The organism is Rhodococcus sp. MS16 (genome assembly GCF_013277795.1).
GTDB classification, from domain to species: domain Bacteria; phylum Actinomycetota; class Actinomycetes; order Mycobacteriales; family Mycobacteriaceae; genus Rhodococcus_F; species Rhodococcus_F globerula.
On record NZ_VBTM01000006.1, the window covers coordinates 118,657 to 135,046 of the forward strand.

Genomic DNA, 16,390 nt, shown 5'->3' on the forward strand with positions numbered 1-16,390 from the left:
CTTACTTGGTTGCGTTGTCGTAGATTACGGCGATGGAACCGGTGTCCTTGGTGAACAGTGTGGAGTCGACGGTCTTCCAGCCACCCAGATCCGTGATGGTCCACAGCTTCGTGGGCTCCGGGAACTTGTCGGTGAACTCGGCGGCAACCGCGGGATCAACCGGGCGGAATCCTGCTTCGGCCCACAGCTTCTGGCCCTCGGTGGTGTAGAGGTAGTCCTTGAACGCCGTTGCCTGCTCCAGAACCTTGCTGTTCGACAGCACAGCGACCGGATTCTCGATCTTGAACGTCGTCGGCGGGGTGACGTGCTCGACCGGATCACCGTTGCCCTCGATGAACAGTGCTTCGTTCTCGTAGCTGATCAGAACGTCGCCGCTGCCCTGCAAGAAGGCTTCCGATGCTTCGCGGCCCGACTTCGGCTGGATCTTGACGTGATCGTTGACGAGCGCGGTGATGTAGTCGAGGCCGGCCTGCGGGTTCTTGCCGCCGTCACTCTTTGCCGCGTACGGCGCCAACAGGTTCCACTTGGCCGAGCCCGAACTGAACGGGTTCGGGGTGACAACCTCGAGGCCGGGCTGGAGCAGGTCGTCCCAGTCCTTGATGCCCTTCGGGTTTCCGGGACGCGTCACGATGGTGACAACCGATCCGAACGGAATTCCGTTGTAGGCGTCCTGATTCCAGTTCTTGTCCACCAGGCCTGCGTCGACGAGACGCGTAATGTCGGGCTCGACGGAGAAGTTGACGAAGTCGGCTTCCGCGCCGTCCTTCACCTTGCGCGACTGGTCACCGGAGGCGCCGTACGACGGGTTGAACGCAACGTTCTTCCCGTCTTCCGTCTCCTGGAAGGCGGGAATCAGCTTGTCGAAGCCGGGCTTCGGGACCGCGTAGGCAAACAGGTTGATCGTGCCGGCGCTACCGTCGCTGGCAACCGTATCGGCACCGACGGTATCGCTCGAGCCACCGCTGCACGCTGTGAGTACCACGGCCCCCATGGTCGCGATAGCAGTGAGGAGTGTGCGGGAACGGCGTTTCATTGCAGATACCTTCCGAGAGGGCTGACAGAAAAGGGCTGACACAGCGTGAAAGTCCGAGACCTCTGGGGCTGAATCCATCGGAATGTTCGGACATGAAGAGCCGACGGGGCTTTAAGATGCCCATGGTCGGGGGGCGCGAACTACGCGCAGAAGAGTTCGAGCGGGGCGCACGTGCGCCACCGAGGAATTCGAACTACAGGGAAATCAACAACAGGCGACGTCAGCGACGTCAAGCATGCCGACAGCGATCAACGCCAACTGGTGGCGGATCTGGGGAGCTGCTGCTTCGGACACGTCGAGGACTCTAGCAGAGCATTCCGGCGGTCTCGAATCGAATCTCTAACGAGTGAGAAGCCACGCCACGATACAAAGAAGGATCAGGGCGATCAGTGCAAGAGTGACCCGTGAGCGGGGCATCAGTTTTCCTCGACTTCTCTGAAAGATTTCTCGGGGGTTTTCTCGGAGATTGCCGCTGGGGTGCGTCGTAGCCACTCGAAGACCGGCGACGACAGCACTGCTGACAATCCACGATCCAGACCGATCGCGATGCCGGCACACAGTGGAACAACAACGGCAAGGACCAACACGACCTGTGGGATGAAGGGAAGGCCGGCAATCCACAGCTCCACGCCGTCCCACCAACCCGCAATTCGCTCCACGCTCATCACCCTATCGTTCGCCGCCGCGGGCACCGAACGACTGTGGAGTGGACGTGCCTCAGATCTGGCCGGACAATGTCCGAATGAGTGTCGACGACGAAGTAATGCAGGCCGTCCCCTCCACCACGGCAGGCCACCACCGAAGCACCTTCCCACCCATCGACGACTACGCATTTCTGTCCGACTGCGAGACATCCTGCTTGATCGCCCGGAACGGATCAGTGGAGTGGATGTGCGTCCCGCGTCCCGACTCTCCGAGCGTCTTCGGCGCGATCCTGGATCGCAGTGCAGGGCACTTCCGGATCGGCCCGTACGGCCAGAATGTTCCGGCAGCTCGCCGCTACCTTCCCGGCGGGCTCATTCTCGAGACCACCTGGCAGACCGAGACGGGATGGCTGGTCGTGCGCGACGCGTTGGTTCTCGGCCCGTGGCACAACGTCGACAAGCGTTCCAGCACTCATCGGCGCACACCCACCGACTGGGATGCAGAACACATCCTGCTCCGCACTGTGAAGTGTGTCAGCGGCACCGTCGAACTCGAAATGAGTTGCGAACCGGCCTTCGATTACCACCGGGGGGCGGCAATCTGGGAGTACACCGGCAAGGTGTACGAGGAAGCGACGGCCACGTGCCATTCCTCGCGGCCCGGCGATCATCCGTCACTGCGCCTCACCACCGATCTGCGCCTCGGACTCGAAGGGCGCGAAGCCCGTGCCCGCACCCGGTTGGTCGAGGGCGACAACGCGTTCGTCGCACTGTCGTGGTCCGAACTGCCGTCGCCGCAGACCTTCGACGAAGCCGCCGAGATGATGTGGCAGACCGCAAAATCGTGGCGTGAATGGGTCACCATCGGCAAGTTCCCCGACCATCCGTGGCGGGCCTACCTCCAGCGCAGCGCACTCACCCTCAAGGGGCTCACCTACGCCCCCACCGGCGCCCTCCTTGCCGCCTCCACGACATCTCTACCGGAAACACCTGGCGGAGAACGTAACTGGGACTACCGCTACGCGTGGGTTCGCGATTCCACCTTCGCACTCTGGGGCCTCTACACCCTCGGACTGGACCGCGAGGCCAACGATTTCTTCAACTTCATCTACGACGTCTCCAGCTCCGACCACGGGAAGCCGCACCCCTTGCAAGTCATGTACGGCATCGGCGGTGAGCGAACCCTCGAGGAGTCCGAACTGAGCCACCTGTCCGGCTACGACGGTGCGCGGCCGGTACGGATCGGCAACGGCGCGTTCGACCAGAAGCAGCACGACATCTGGGGCACCATGCTCGACTCGGTGTATCTCCACATCCGCACCCGCGAGCGTGTCCCCGAAGCATTGTGGCCGCTCCTCAAGCGGCAGGTCGAGGAAGCCATCAAGCATTGGCGTCAACCCGACCGCGGGATCTGGGAAGTGCGCGGCGAACCGCAACACTTCACGTCGTCGAAGATCATGTGCTGGGTTGCTCTCGACCGCGGCGCCAAGCTCGCAGAAATGCAGGGCGAGAAGAGCTTTGCGCAGCAGTGGTCCGCCATTGCCGACGAGATCAAAGAGGATATCCTCGCTCACGGCGTCGACTCTCGTGGTGTGCTCACCCAGCGATACGGCCACAATTCACTCGACGCGTCGCTGCTTCTCGCGCCGCTCCTGCGTTTCCTCCCGGCCGACGATCCCCGTATCCGGGCAACCGTGCTTGCCATCGCCGACGAACTCACCGAAGAAGGCCTGGTTCTGCGCTACCGCGTCGAAACCACCGACGACGGATTGAGCGGCGAGGAAGGCACATTCACCATCTGTTCGTTCTGGTTGGTCTCGGCGTTGGTCGAGATCGGCGAACTCGAGCGCGCGAAGCACCTGTGTGAGCGTCTACTCGGATTTGCCAGCCCGCTCAAGCTCTACGCCGAGGAGATCGACGCACACACCGGCCGTCATCTCGGAAACTTCCCGCAGGCGTTCACCCACCTGGCATTGATCAACGCCGTGGTGCACGTGATCCGCGCCGAGGAGGCCGCCGAAGCCGGCGCATTCCAGCCTGCGCACAACGCGACGTAAGTCCCCTGCTGTGCGCCTTTCTCAACCGCCCGCGGTCAAGAAAGGCGCACAGCAGATAGGTGGCGCTCCGCATCCGCGCCGATCCGCCGAACCACGTCACCGGCGGGGTGAGTTCCATGCACGAGTCCCACCGCTTCTCCGGCATACACGACGCCGTTGTTCGGATCGGACGGGTCGTACGCCTTTGCGAGAGTGCCCTCATCGGCATCGACGCCGTCCCACGCTGCCGTGAAGTCGTTGGCGATGGCTCGGCCACCCCAACGCTGCGGCCACGGCTGACTGCGCGCTCGGTCGAACACGGACGTGTAGACGGTGTCCGCACTCCCGGCTTCGACGACGCGATCACGCGCGTAATCCGGGCCGACAGTTTCGGGGCTGGCGAGCAACGCGGTCCCGATCATCACGCCCTCCGCGCCGGCAGCAAGAACCGCGGCCAGACCGCGCCCGGTCCCGACTCCACCCGCAGCGAGCACCGGCAGCGAGGTTGCTTCGAGGATCTCCTGCAGCAGCGGGAGAGTTCCGATGCGGCCGGTGTGCCCGCCGGCCTCACCGCCCTGCGCGATGACGGCGTCCACTCCCGCGGCCTCGACAACGCGGAGGTCTTCGAGCGTATTGATCTGTGACACAACGGGAATCCCGGCATCGTGGATGCGGCCGACATAGGCGGCGGGATCACCGAACGACAAGGTGATCATGGTCGGTTTGACCGCGATCGCGGTGTCGAGCATCAATTCGTTCTCGGGCAGTGACCACGTCATGAGCCCGACACCGAATTTCCCGCCGATCGAGCGAGCCACGTCGGCTTCGGCCTCGATCCACTCGGGTGTGTTGTACCTGGCCGCCCCCAGCAGACCCAGCCCACCGGCAGCGGAGACCGCGCCGGCGAGGGCACCACCGGCCCGCCCACCCATGGGTGCCCCGAGTACCGGGATCTCGATTCCGAATTCTCGGGACAACCAGGTGGTGATCATGCGCTCCTACTTCTTGGGCTTCTCGCCGACCGATTCGGATGTCAGTGCTGCCACGAATGCTTCCTGCGGAACCTCGACGCGGCCGATGGTCTTCATCCGCTTCTTGCCTTCCTTCTGCTTCTCGAGCAGCTTGCGCTTACGGCTGATGTCGCCGCCATAGCACTTGGCAAGGACGTCCTTGCGGATAGCGCGAATGTTCTCGCGCGAGATGATCTTCGCGCCGATCGCGGCCTGGATCGGAACCTCGAACTGCTGACGCGGGATGAGCTCGCGCAGCTTCGATGTCATCCGGCCACCGTAGGCACCGGCGTTGGAGCGGTGAACGATCGAGGAGAACGCGTCGACGGCCTCGCCCTGCAGCAGAATGTCGACCTTCACCAGGTCTGCCTGCTGCTCGCCGGCCTCTTCGTAGTCGAGGCTGGCGTAGCCCTTTGTGCGGGACTTGAGCGCGTCGAAGAAGTCGAACATGATCTCGCCCATGGGCAATTCGTAGCGCAGTTCGACGCGGGTCTCCGACAGGTAGTCCATGCCGCCGAGCTCACCACGACGCGACTGGCACAGCTCCATGATGGCGCCGACGTACTCGCTCGGCGCGATGACGGTGCACTTGGCGACCGGCTCGTACACTTCACGAACCTTGCCTTCGGGCCAGTACGACGGGTTGGTGACGATGACCTCGGACCCGTCTTCCATCACGACGCGGTACACGACGTTGGGCGCCGTGGAAATCAGTTCGAGACCGAACTCGCGCTCGAGACGGTCACGGGTGATTTCCATATGCAGCAGTCCCAGGAAGCCGCAGCGGAAACCGAATCCCAGAGCAACCGATGTCTCGGGCTCGTACGCCAGGGCCGCGTCGTTGAGGCGGAGCTTGTCCAGAGCGTCACGCAGCACGGGGTAGTCCGAGCCGTCCATCGGGTACAGACCCGAGTAGACCATCGGCTTGGGATCGCGGTAGCCGACGAGCGGTTGTGTGGCGCCGTTGCGCGTTGTGGTGACGGTGTCACCGACTCGCGACTGACGAACGTCCTTCACACCCGTAATGAGATAGCCCACCTCGCCGACGCCCAGGCCGATACTGGCCTTCGGCTCGGGCGAGATGATGCCGACCTCGAGCAGTTCGTGCGTGGTGCCGGTGGACATCATCGTGATCTTCTCGCGCGGACGGATCCGGCCGTCGACAACGCGCACGTACGTAACCACGCCGCGATACGCGTCGTAGACCGAGTCGAAGATCATCGCGCGAGCCGGACCGTCGGCATCACCGACCGGTGCGGGAATCTGCACGATTACTTCGTCGAGCAGTTCCTTGACGCCCATGCCGGTCTTACCCGAGACGCGCAGGACATCGCCGGGTTCACAGCCGGTGATATGCGCAATTTCCTCGGCATAGCGGTCGGGATCGGCAGCCGGGAGGTCGATCTTGTTGAGGACGGGAATGATCTTGAGATCCTTCTCCATCGCCAGGTACAGGTTGGCCAGTGTCTGAGCTTCGATGCCCTGAGCTGCGTCGACCAGCAGGATCGCGCCTTCACACGCTTCGAGCGCACGCGAGACCTCGTACGTGAAGTCGACGTGGCCGGGGGTGTCGATGAGGTGGAGGACAAACTCTTCACCGTTGACAGTCCAGGGCAGGCGCACATTCTGGGCCTTGATGGTGATGCCACGTTCGCGCTCGATGTCCATGCGGTCCAGATACTGCGCGCGCATCGCCCGCTCTTCGACCACGCCGGTGAGCTGCAGCATGCGGTCTGCCAGCGTCGACTTACCGTGGTCGATGTGCGCAATGATGCAGAAGTTCCGGATCTGCGCAGGATCCGTAAACGTCTTGTCGGCGAAGCTGCTGATGGGAGACCCCTTAATCGGACCGGCACCGGCCCGGATCCGGGCCACTGTCAACCCTCAGGATATCCAAGTCTCACCGCCGCCGCGCCAGCGGTTCCCGCACAGAGCACTCGGGTGTTCCCGCACCAAGCGCTCAGGGTTCCCGCGCACCATGCGATTATGCTCGGTCGCCATGGCAAGCATGTGGAAGCAGCTCGGTAGAACCCTCGGTAACTTCGCCCTGGACAAGGGCCCGACACTGCTACGCCAACTGCAGTCGTCGAACGCCTCGACGGGCAAGTCCGGCCGACCGGTCGCGGCGCGCACCGTCCCCACCGCGCATCGCGCCCGCAAGGTCGAATACTCCCCCGATCTCGACGGCAAAGCCGATCCCGGCGAGATCGTCTGGACCTGGGTTGCCTACGAAGAGGACCCGACGCAGGGCAAGGACCGCCCGGTTCTGGTTGTCGGCCGAGACGGGGACACACTCCTGGGCTTGATGCTGTCGTCGCAGAGCAAGCGCAACGGCGAGCGAGATTGGGTCGCCATCGGGTCCGGCCCGTGGGACAGCGAAGGCCGCCCAAGTTGGATCAGGTTGGATCGTGTTCTCGACGTCCCGGAAGCCGGTATTCGCCGCGAAGGAGCCGTCATGGACCGTAAGAAGTTCGAGCTGGTGGCCACAAAACTTCGGGCCGACTTCAGCTGGAGCTGATGCCGACCCGAAGGACAAAGCACTACCGAAATCGCTCAACTGTTGAGGCGGCTCAGCTGTTCAAGCGATTGAATCGGCCGAACAACGCGCGGTAGATCAGTGCGCCGAGTGCGCCGCCGATGATCGGGAACACGATGAACAGCCACACTTGGCCCATGGCACCGACCTGATATGGGGCGACGGCAAGGCTGCGGGCGGGGTTCACGGACGTGTTGTCGATCGGGATCGAGATCAGGTGGATCACGGCGAGGGTGAAGCCGATGGACACACCGGCCAGCGGAACGTCGGAGATCTGGTCGGTGGACGCCAGAACGACGAACACCAGAAGCGCGGTCAACAGAATCTCGATGATCATCGTGGCGCCGATGCCGTAGCCGTCGGACACCACCATTCCCAGGAGGTTCTTCTCGGCCGACGGGCTGTGCGCTCCCCAGCCGTTAGCACCCAGGCCGTCTGCGACTCTGTTGTAGGCAGGCAGGCTGTTTGCGACGGTGTAGATGACAACACCTGCAAGAAGACCACCGATTATCTGAGCGACGATGTAGATGCCCGCATTCACTGCCGAGATTCGCCCGATGGCAAATTGGCCGACGGTCACCGCGGGATTGACGTGACAACCCGAAATCGGGCCGATGGCGTACACCAGAAACAGCAAGGTCAAACCGAAAGCCAGAGCAACTCCGAGGTTTCCGACTTTCGCACCGGCAAATACGGCGGTGCCGACGGCGGAGAACACCAGTACAAATGTCCCCACCGCTTCGGCCACATATTTCTTGACGTCCGAAATCGGTTCGACCTCGGTTAATTCCTGTGCAGTTGGAGACATATTCCCACCTTCTTCGTCAATGAAACGGCAGTAATGCTCACGCGTCTAGATTTGCCGGACTTTACGCAAGGCGAGTGATCTCCACAACAACTTCGAGATCTGTCGATCGACCGCCGGAATAGATTCCCTTCAGCGGCGGCACATCCGAATAGTCCCGACCTATCCCGACCGCGACATGCTGTTCATTCACAGCTATCACGTTTGTCGGGTCGTATCCCCACCAGGCACCCGTCCACGCCTCGATCCAGGCGTGTGATTCCCCTACCACCGTGTCCCCGATAGCGGCATCGCGCGTCGGATGCAGATATCCGGAAACATATCGACACGGAATTCCCATGGTGCGCAGTATGTCGAGTGTCAAATGCGCATAATCCTGACACACACCTTCGCGTGCGGCCCAGGCTTCGACCGCCGACGTGTGGACACCGGTAGTCCCGGGCACATACGACATTTCGCTGTGCACCCATTTCGACACGGCCACTACCGCTTCCTCCGGCGATAAACCCTGTCGCAATTCTTCGGCAATTGCCGTGAACTTCTCGTCTCGCGGGACATAATCCGTGAAACTCAATTGTTCGTTGAACCGATCCTTGATCGAATTACCGGCCAACTCGTCCCAGCCGACCTTTTCTTCCGGCGCGACAAACGGTTCCGTCTCGACAACGGAAAGACCGGTGACTTCCAGTTCCTTATGCGGCGCATGAAGATCGAAAGCCGTCACCGCAGTACCCCAATAGTCGGTGTACCGGTAGGCACGCGAAGCCGGTTGGGTCTCGACGCGGTTCAGGATGACCGTTTGCCGGTTGTCACCCCGTGGAGTCAGTCGCACCTCGTTGTACGACGACGTCACCGGAGCTTCGTAGGCATATCCGGTGGTGTGTACAACCCTCATTCGCCAACTCACAGTTCCCCCTCCACAGTCGCCTCGGCGTAGACAGCACTTGCGTCAGTCCACGCGACCCATGGCGCGGCATGGAAGTACTGCAACGAAATAGCCTCACCCAGTTCGCGACACGTCTCCTGCCAACCCAACAGTCTCAACTGCAAATCCTCGAGCAACACTCCCTGGGGGAGGAACTCGAGCTCACTTCGTGCCCTACCGAGCAATCGGGTGGCCTCAGCGCGGATCCCGACCCGGCTGGCCTGCTGCGGGTCCAGTTCCTCCAGGCACTTCTCCGCTTGCCGAATCGAGTGGAACACCGACCTCGGAAACAGCCGATCGAGCAGGATGAACTCCACAACCCGGTTCGCGTCGAGAGCACCACGGTAGGTACGGAGGTACGTGTCGTGCGCGCCGGCCGAGCGCAGCACCGACACCCAGGCTGGCGACGTCGGCTTGTCCCCCGCACGGGCCAGCAGCATGCGCACGATCATGTCGACTCGCTCGATGGAGCGACCCAACAGCAGGAACCGGTAACCGTCGTCGCGGCTGAGCGTCGAATCCGCCAGTCCCGCAAACATTGCCGCGCGTTCCTCGACGTAGCGGAAGAACTCGTGTGGCCCGAGGTAGCGCGACGCTCGCTCGCGCTCCCCCAATCCGTTGTACGTCGTGTTCAGGCACTCCCACATCTCACTGGACGTCACCTCACGTGCGCCACGAGCGTTTTCCCGGGCGCTCGACAGTGAGTCGACGATCGATCCGACCTGATTGCGACTGAACGCAACAAGATCCGTCAGCGACCGCACATCCAGTTCCTCTTCCGGCGCGTCGATTCCGAGGACCCGAAGCAACAACCGCGACGTTCGATCCGGATCGAGAGTCGTGTCGTCGAGCAGTTGGTGAACGGTCACGTCGAGGATGCGCGCGGTGTCATCGGCCCGTTCCACGTAACGGCCGATCCAGTAGAGAGATTCGGCATTTCTGGCAAGCATCCTTACATCACACTCCGTTCTGTTGACCGCTTCGGCGTGATCACTGTTGTTGTTGATTCAGTTGTGAGGGAGTCAGTTCCGGGCCCTTGTCAGGTTCTGCGGATTCCGGCGGTTCGCCGACAAGTTCCTCACCCGCCAGTTCCCCGGCGTCGGTTGATGTCGCCGCGGCCAATACCCACGTGTCCTTGCTTCCCCCGCCTTGGCTCGAGTTGACCACCAACGAACCCTCGGGGAGCGCCACGCGAGTCAACCCGCCGGGCAATACCCAGATGTCGTCACCGTCGTTGACCGCAAAGGGACGCAGGTCGACATGACGCGGCGACAACACGTCCCCGATCTTCGTGGGCACTGTCGACAACTGCACCACCGGTTGAGCGATCCAGCCGCGCGGATCGGCTCTGATCTTTCCGGTGATCTCGGCCAGTTCCGCCGGGCTCGCGTCCGGGCCGAACACGATGCCGTACCCACCGGACCCCTCGACGGGTTTGATCACCAGTTCCGCGACGCGGTCGAGTACTTCCTCACACTCGTCGTCGAGCCAGCAACGGAACGTGTCGACGTTCTGCAGCAACGGTTTCTCACCGAGGTAGTAATCGATGATCTGCGGCACATAGGTGTAGACAAGTTTGTCGTCTCCGACTCCGTTTCCCACAGCACTCGAAATCACGACGTTGCCCGCCCGGGCCGCGTTGAGCACGCCGGCCACACCGAGAATCGAGTCCGGGCGGAAGTGCATCGGGTCGAGGTAGTCATCGTCTATCCGTCGGTAGATCACGTCGACCTGACGTTCACCTTCCGTCGTGCGCATGTAGACGACGTTGTCGCGGCAGAAGAGGTCGCGGCCCTCCACCAACTCGACACCCATCTGTCGCGCGAGCAGCGAGTGTTCGAAGTACGCCAAATTCGCGACACCCGGTGTGAGAACAACCACAGTTGGGTCGGCTTCGTTCGTGGCCGCACCGGCTCGCAGGGCGCGCAGCAAATGAGTTGCATAATCACCGACAGCACGCACCCGGTGCGACATGAACAGGTCCGGGAACACCCGCGTCATTGTCCGACGGTTCTCCATCACATAGGAGACCCCGGACGGTGATCGCAGATTGTCCTCTAGCACCCGGAAGTCACCGACTTCGTCCCGGACCAGGTCGATCCCGGCCACGTGAATACGCACGCCGTTGGGCGGCACAATTCCCGTGGCCTCCCGGTGGAAGTGCTCACACGAGGTGACCAGCCGCCGGGGAAGCACGTGATCACGCAGAATCCGCTGTTCGCCGTAAATGTCTGCCAGAAACAACTCCAGCGCTTTGACCCGTTGTTTGATGCCCTTTTCGAGGTGCGCCCACTCCTGCGCCGCGATAACGCGCGGAACCACATCCAACGGGAAGGGGCTTTCCTGCCCCGAGAGCGAGAACGTCACCCCCTGATCGATGAAGGCGCGACCAAGTGCGTCTGCGCGGGCCCCGAGGTCCTTACTGCTCGTCGGCGCCAGCGCGGAGTACACCCCTCGATAGGACTCTCGCACTGATCCGTCGGCGTCGAACATCTCGTCGAAAGCCAACTCGTAGCGACCGATGTCCGCATATCCGTCGAACACTCCGGAGGGACGCGCCCGCGTCGTGGCCGAGCCTGTATTCACCACATTGTCTGCCGTCGGCGTCATAGCAAACATGCTGCTACACGTCCGCGATTTGAGCAGTGCGGAAACATCCCCGCAAACCCCGTGTAACCTTCTCAATCAGGCGCATCGTGCGGCGGTTTGGGATATTCGACCCTGGACTGGTAATCTTGCCAGTCGGTGCATCAGTGCGCCCACAGCTTTCTCGACCGTAACCAGCTAAAGACGACAAGGATTTTACGCGTGGCCAACATCAAGTCCCAGGTGAAGCGAATCCGTACCAACGAGGCGGCCCGACTCCGTAACCAGTCGGTGAAGTCCTCGCTGCGTACCGCGATTCGTTCATTCCGCGAGGCTGCGGCAGCCGGTGACAAGGACAAGGCCAACGAGCTCCTCGTCGCCACCAGCCGCAAGCTCGACAAGGCAGCCAGCAAGGGCGTTATCCACGCCAACCAGGCTGCAAACAAGAAGTCTGCACTCGCGCAGGCTGCAAACAAGATCTGACACATCCTCGTTGACGGTTCGCCGTCATCAGTGGTGTTTCAATAGCCGCTCCGGTCTACTCGACCAGAGCGGCTATTGTGCGTTCAAATAATGCGTTCGAATAATACGGCGTGCCGAGCGCGTCTTACTTACGCAGCGCACAGACCTTACGCACCGCTGATTCCAGCGCATAGGACGAGTCGACGGCCGCACCCTTCACATCGGCGTTGAGCGCGGCAACAATCTGCATCGCTGCGCCGATCGACGCCGGGTCCCAGCCCTTCACTTCCTTGATTGCCTTCTTGACCTTCCACGGCGGCATCCCGAGCTCCGACGCCAATCGGAACGGATCACCGCCCCGGGCATACGGGCCGACCTTCGCGACGGTATGCACCGCGTCGGCGAGGGCGTCGGCCAGAAGAACGTGCGGGGTTCCGATCTGGTCAGCCCAGCGAAGTGCTTCGAGCGCGCCCCGGGTATCGCCGACGATTACTTTGTCCGCGACGTCGAACCCCGACACCTCGGCCCTGCCGGAGTAGTACTGATGGACAGCATCGACGTCGATCTTCCCGCCGGTATCTGCAGCCAACTGGGAACACGCCGATGCCAACTCACGCAGGTTCGAGCCGACGCTTTCGATCATTGCCCCGATGACAGCGGGCGAAACCTTGACATCTGCGGACGAAAACTCGGCCCGAACAAAATCGGTCAACTGAGATTTGTTGAGTTTGGCGCACTGATGAACTACGGCGCCCAACTTCTCCAGCGCGGGCGCCAGTGCTTTTGCGCGTCCACCACCGGAGTGCAGAACAATCAGCACAACACCTTCGGACGGTTCGCGGGCTGCGTCGAGTACCAGTGCAACGGCGTCCTTGCCGGCCTCCGCTGCCGCTTCCAGAACGATCACACGATCTTCCGCGAACAGCGACGGACTGAGCAGTTCGGCAAGTTCTGGCGCATTGGCATCGCCGGCACGCATCCGGGTGATGGGCAGATCCGAGATTCCCTGCCCACGATCACCACGAACGGCCTTGATCAACGTCGACACTGCCCGTTCGATCAGGAATTCGTCGTCTCCGAGAACGAGGTGCAACGGGTCGAGGCCAGCCGGAGTACTCACCCGAAGATCGTCCCACGAGGTACCGACACCACGGACACGGACCCGTCGACGCTTCCGTACACCGCGAGCGTGCCACCTTGATCGGTACGTGCCACGACGCCGCCCAACGATTCCAGCTCGCTCAACACCTGCGGATGCGGATGCCCGAAGGTGTTGCCGGCGCCGGCGCTCACCAAGGTCAGCCGGGGGCGAACCGCCTCGAGAAATGCTTTCGATGTAGTTCGTGAGCCGTGATGCGGCAGTTTCAGGACATCTGCCCGCACGTCGATTCCGCTACGCATGATCGACGCTTCACCCGCGGTTTCCGAGTCGCCGGTCAACAGTATGCGGCCTGCACTCGTGTGCGCCATCAGCACCAGGGACTGATCGTTGGCCGACGCGTCCGCGTCCACGACATCACGGGGTACCGGCAACACGGGACCGAGAACGTCGAACTGCACCGTCCCGAGAACAAACGTGGACCCGGCGCGCAGACCGACCAGCGGAACTCCATGGGCTCGTGCGGCCGCGTCCACATCGCGAAAACCTGATTCCGGCAACAACATCGGGCCGACACCCACAGCCGACACCGAACGACCGGCAAGCACGGCGTCGAGTCCGGCGATGTGATCGGCGTGAAAATGACTGATCAGAACGAGCGCAATATCGTCGACCCCCAACATGTTCAGGCAACGGTCCATCGACGTCGGATCGGGCCCGACGTCGATCACGATTACCCGGCCATCCCCCGTGGCCAGCACCAGTCCGTCGCCCTGCCCCACGTCGCACATCACCATGGCCCATCCCGGCGCCAGCCGCCCACCGGAGAAGACGTGGTGAAACGCCAGTGCCAGCACCAGTCCCGTCAGCACTGCGCCGAGTAGCCACCGCGAGATGCGATTCCACAGCAGGAGTATCGAGACAAGCACCAGCCCCAGGACTACAAGTGCCCCGAGCAATCCCGACGGCACGGTGAGGTTTGCCCCTGGCACCGAGGCAGCCCGGTCTGCGACGGAGAGCAGCCACCACATCGGCGGCCGCACAGCCAAAGCCAGAAGTGCGGCCGCGGGCGCACTGACCAAGGCGAGCAGCGCCATCAGTGCCCCCAATACCGTGAGAACTCCGATCACCGGTGCCACCAACAGGTTTGCGGCTATCGACACGACACTGAGCGTGCCTGCCATCGCGGCCACTACCGGCGCGGTGACAGCAAACGCGGCACTCGACACTGCCGTCATCTCTGCCAGCCACCGCGGCCAACCGCGCAGCCGAAGTGCGTCGACCCACACGGGCGCAAGGATCACCAAGGCCCCGGTTGCCGTGGTCGACAACACAAATCCCCAGTCGACGGCCAGTTCCGGCATTACGATCACCAACACGATGACGGCCGCGCCCAACGCGGGCAGTGCCTGTTTGCGTCGTCCCGTCACCAAACTCAGCAATCCGATCGTGCCCATCACCGCGGCGCGAAGCACACTCGGCGACGGCCGCGCCACAATCACGAACGCCAGGATCGTCACAGCTGCAAGTGCCGCCCCGATCCGCGGATCGAGTGCGGCAGCCCGCACCAGCAGTAACACAGCGCCCAGGAGAATGCTGATGTTTGCACCGGACACGGCGGTGAGATGAGAAAGGCCGGCCGCCGTGAAGTTGTCCTTGACCACCGGAGACAAGGCAGAGGTGTCCCCCACGACCAAACCGGGCAGCAGGCCCGCCGCATCGGGAGCCAGCGCCTGAGCACATACCTCCGCAAATCGAGACCGCACGACGCCGGCCCACCGCTGATACCACGGTGCGCCGCCGATCTCGAGCGGCCCGCCTTCGGTGGTGATCACTGCCAACGTCAGATCCGAGCGCGATGGAACGCTTACCTTTCCCCGAATCGTAAGCGCCTGTCCGGGAAGCGTTTCCGGCCACAGCCCGCTCGGCGCGCGTACTGTCACGGCGCCGCGTGCGTCGTAGTGCTGATTACCCACGGTCACCGATCGCACCGATGCCCGGAAATACACCTGACCGAGACCCATCGACGACGCCGTCGCCCGTGGGTCCTCGGTGGGGTTCACCTCCGCGGTCACCCACCCTCCGGACGACGCAGCGCGCGCCAGTGGATGTGCTTCGACATCTGCCATCCGCCACGCAGTCACAGCGCTGAATGCACCGCCGAATACGCAGGCCACCAATAGAACCGGAATCCAGCCCGTAGATCCCCACCGCCACACGCAAACAGCCAGGCCGGCGCAGGCAATGCCCGAAGCCACCGCGACGCACCATGCAAGTCCGGACCCGAACACGATGCCCGCGGCAGTTGCTCCCCACACCGCCAACGCCGCGGGCACAAGCCTAGCGTCGAGAACCCGCTGCTCTGCCTCCCCGTTCACACCGTGACCAGAGCTCGCAGCTTGTCGAGCCGCGCCGGGCCTATGCCGTCCACCTCACCCAATTGCTCTACATCCGTGAACTTTCCGTTGGACGTACGCCACGCGAGGATCGCACTGGCCGTGACGGGTCCAACTCCGGGAAGCGCGTCGAGTTCGGCTTCCGTCGCAGTATTCAGATTGATCGGCGCCCCACTCACACTCGGCGTAGCCGACCCCCCACCCGCTGTAGTCGAACTGATCTGCTGATCCGGCGAATCACCCACCGCACCAACAACTACTTGATCGCCGTCGGACAGTTTCTGTGCCAGGTTCAAGCTGAGAGTGTCAGCGTTGTCGAGCACCCCACCGGCCGCGCTCAGTGCATCAGCGATCCGTGAGGTATCGGGCAGTGTCACCAATCCGGGGTTGTGCACCAGCCCGACAACACTGACAACCACGGATGCCGGGCCAGAGTCATCGGCGAGCGCTGACGGCTGAGCCTGATTCGATGTCGCGACCGGAATTCCCACAGCTGCAGGCAGTGCCGGCACCGCCTGGATTGTCGGCGAATCCCACCACAGTGCAAAAACACCGAGCCCTGCGGCAGCAAGCGCAATGAAAACCAACACAATTGCACCGCGCCGGTGCGGACTCCATCGCATACCGCGCCAACGTTCGGGCACCGCGGAAAACCGAGCATCCTCCTCAGATCCGTCTTCCTCGTCGACATCCAGAAGCCACTCGGGCACTGCCGGACGGGCGACGTCGCCGCTCATCGCGGAAAGTCGATCACGCACCCTCTCCCGCTCTTGATTGATCCGCATGAGGCGACGCTAGCGAGCGGCCACTGATCTGTGCAGCGAGAGAAATCGTGTTGGGGATAACTGGCAGTCTGTG

15 protein-coding genes are annotated in these 16,390 nt (G+C 62.7%); 3 read left to right on the forward strand and 12 right to left on the reverse strand.

The window, feature by feature from the left end:
* Position 1: 1 nt before the first annotated feature.
* The 3 genes from FEZ60_RS18380 to FEZ60_RS18385 all read right to left on the reverse strand — a co-directional run bounded on the left by FEZ60_RS18380 (position 2) and on the right by FEZ60_RS18385 (position 1,692).
* Complete coding sequence (locus FEZ60_RS18380) at positions 2 to 1,033, reverse strand: sulfate ABC transporter substrate-binding protein (RefSeq protein ID WP_172936694.1); 1,032 nt, start codon at positions 1,031 to 1,033, stop codon at positions 2 to 4.
* 204 nt (positions 1,034 to 1,237) lie between these two features.
* Complete coding sequence (locus FEZ60_RS33140) at positions 1,238 to 1,327, reverse strand: Ms4533A family Cys-rich leader peptide (RefSeq protein WP_309599224.1); 90 nt, start codon at positions 1,325 to 1,327, stop codon at positions 1,238 to 1,240.
* Between the two features lie 122 nt (positions 1,328 to 1,449).
* Positions 1,450 to 1,692 (reverse strand): hypothetical protein, encoded by a 243-nt coding sequence (locus FEZ60_RS18385; protein ID WP_033233174.1) that lies wholly within the window; start codon positions 1,690 to 1,692, stop codon positions 1,450 to 1,452.
* Positions 1,693 to 1,796: 104 nt separating this feature from the next.
* Between FEZ60_RS18385 and FEZ60_RS18390 the strand changes: the two genes are divergently transcribed.
* Positions 1,797 to 3,734: a glycoside hydrolase family 15 protein gene (locus FEZ60_RS18390; RefSeq protein WP_230590067.1), complete on the forward strand. Its 1,938-nt coding sequence runs from the start codon at positions 1,797 to 1,799 to the stop codon at positions 3,732 to 3,734.
* Between the two features lie 35 nt (positions 3,735 to 3,769).
* Here the strand turns inward: FEZ60_RS18390 and FEZ60_RS18395 are convergent, their stop codons facing one another.
* Entirely contained in the window at positions 3,770 to 4,705 is a 936-nt protein-coding gene (locus FEZ60_RS18395; RefSeq protein WP_172936695.1) for a nitronate monooxygenase, read from the reverse strand.
* A gap of 6 nt (positions 4,706 to 4,711) precedes the next feature.
* The gene (gene lepA / locus FEZ60_RS18400; protein WP_033232951.1) at positions 4,712 to 6,604 is read right to left on the reverse strand and encodes a translation elongation factor 4; all 1,893 of its coding nucleotides are present in this window, start codon (positions 6,602 to 6,604) and stop codon (positions 4,712 to 4,714) included.
* 118 nt (positions 6,605 to 6,722) lie between these two features.
* Between lepA and FEZ60_RS18405 the strand changes: the two genes are divergently transcribed.
* Complete coding sequence (locus FEZ60_RS18405) at positions 6,723 to 7,241, forward strand: type II toxin-antitoxin system PemK/MazF family toxin (protein WP_172936696.1); 519 nt, start codon at positions 6,723 to 6,725, stop codon at positions 7,239 to 7,241.
* Between the two features lie 52 nt (positions 7,242 to 7,293).
* Here the strand turns inward: FEZ60_RS18405 and FEZ60_RS18410 are convergent, their stop codons facing one another.
* The 4 genes from FEZ60_RS18410 to FEZ60_RS18425 form a co-directional block, all read right to left on the reverse strand.
* On the reverse strand, positions 7,294 to 8,067 hold the full coding sequence (locus FEZ60_RS18410; protein WP_033232946.1) for an aquaporin: 774 nt from the start codon (positions 8,065 to 8,067) through the stop codon (positions 7,294 to 7,296).
* Positions 8,068 to 8,128: 61 nt separating this feature from the next.
* Positions 8,129 to 8,959 (reverse strand): transglutaminase family protein, encoded by an 831-nt coding sequence (locus tag FEZ60_RS18415; protein ID WP_045066967.1) that lies wholly within the window; start codon positions 8,957 to 8,959, stop codon positions 8,129 to 8,131.
* Positions 8,960 to 8,967: 8 nt separating this feature from the next.
* Positions 8,968 to 9,939, reverse strand: a complete 972-nt coding sequence (locus tag FEZ60_RS18420) for an alpha-E domain-containing protein (RefSeq protein ID WP_033232943.1) — start codon at positions 9,937 to 9,939, stop codon at positions 8,968 to 8,970.
* 40 nt (positions 9,940 to 9,979) lie between these two features.
* On the reverse strand, positions 9,980 to 11,599 hold the full coding sequence (locus FEZ60_RS18425; RefSeq protein WP_172936697.1) for a circularly permuted type 2 ATP-grasp protein: 1,620 nt from the start codon (positions 11,597 to 11,599) through the stop codon (positions 9,980 to 9,982).
* A gap of 198 nt (positions 11,600 to 11,797) precedes the next feature.
* On the opposite strand from FEZ60_RS18425, the gene rpsT reads away from it, so the two are divergent.
* Positions 11,798 to 12,058 (forward strand): 30S ribosomal protein S20, encoded by a 261-nt coding sequence (gene rpsT, locus FEZ60_RS18430; protein ID WP_033232941.1) that lies wholly within the window; start codon positions 11,798 to 11,800, stop codon positions 12,056 to 12,058.
* Positions 12,059 to 12,182: 124 nt separating this feature from the next.
* Here rpsT and holA read toward each other — a convergent pair whose 3' ends face one another.
* The 3 genes from holA to FEZ60_RS18445 are packed head-to-tail and all read right to left on the reverse strand — an operon-like array spanning position 12,183 to position 16,317.
* A complete protein-coding gene (holA, locus tag FEZ60_RS18435) occupies positions 12,183 to 13,157 on the reverse strand; it encodes a DNA polymerase III subunit delta (protein ID WP_033232939.1) in 975 nt (324 codons plus the stop codon).
* Positions 13,154 to 15,514 carry a ComEC/Rec2 family competence protein gene (locus FEZ60_RS18440; RefSeq protein ID WP_172936698.1) on the reverse strand — a complete coding sequence of 787 codons (2,361 nt, stop codon included), beginning with the start codon at positions 15,512 to 15,514 and terminating at the stop codon, positions 13,154 to 13,156. Before FEZ60_RS18440 ends, holA begins: the two co-directional genes overlap by 4 nt.
* Positions 15,511 to 16,317: a ComEA family DNA-binding protein gene (locus FEZ60_RS18445; protein ID WP_172936699.1), complete on the reverse strand. Its 807-nt coding sequence runs from the start codon at positions 16,315 to 16,317 to the stop codon at positions 15,511 to 15,513. Before FEZ60_RS18445 ends, FEZ60_RS18440 begins: the two co-directional genes overlap by 4 nt.
* Positions 16,318 to 16,390: the final 73 nt, after the last annotated feature.

Excerpts from the sequence above, each read along its gene's own strand:
- FEZ60_RS18380 (WP_172936694.1), bottom strand. The coding sequence starts at position 1,033 with ATGAAACGCCGTTCCCGCACACTCCTCACTGCTATCGCGACCATGGGG.
- FEZ60_RS18390 (WP_230590067.1), top strand. The coding sequence starts at position 1,797 with ATGCAGGCCGTCCCCTCCACCACGGCAGGCCACCACCGAAGCACCTTC.
- FEZ60_RS18395 (WP_172936695.1), bottom strand. The coding sequence starts at position 4,705 with ATGATCACCACCTGGTTGTCCCGAGAATTCGGAATCGAGATCCCGGTA.
- FEZ60_RS18405 (WP_172936696.1), top strand. The coding sequence starts at position 6,723 with ATGGCAAGCATGTGGAAGCAGCTCGGTAGAACCCTCGGTAACTTCGCC.
- FEZ60_RS18410 (WP_033232946.1), bottom strand. The coding sequence starts at position 8,067 with ATGTCTCCAACTGCACAGGAATTAACCGAGGTCGAACCGATTTCGGAC.
- FEZ60_RS18415 (WP_045066967.1), bottom strand. The coding sequence starts at position 8,959 with ATGAGGGTTGTACACACCACCGGATATGCCTACGAAGCTCCGGTGACG.
- FEZ60_RS18420 (WP_033232943.1), bottom strand. The coding sequence starts at position 9,939 with ATGCTTGCCAGAAATGCCGAATCTCTCTACTGGATCGGCCGTTACGTG.
- FEZ60_RS18425 (WP_172936697.1), bottom strand. The coding sequence starts at position 11,599 with ATGACGCCGACGGCAGACAATGTGGTGAATACAGGCTCGGCCACGACG.
- FEZ60_RS18445 (WP_172936699.1), bottom strand. The coding sequence starts at position 16,317 with ATGCGGATCAATCAAGAGCGGGAGAGGGTGCGTGATCGACTTTCCGCG.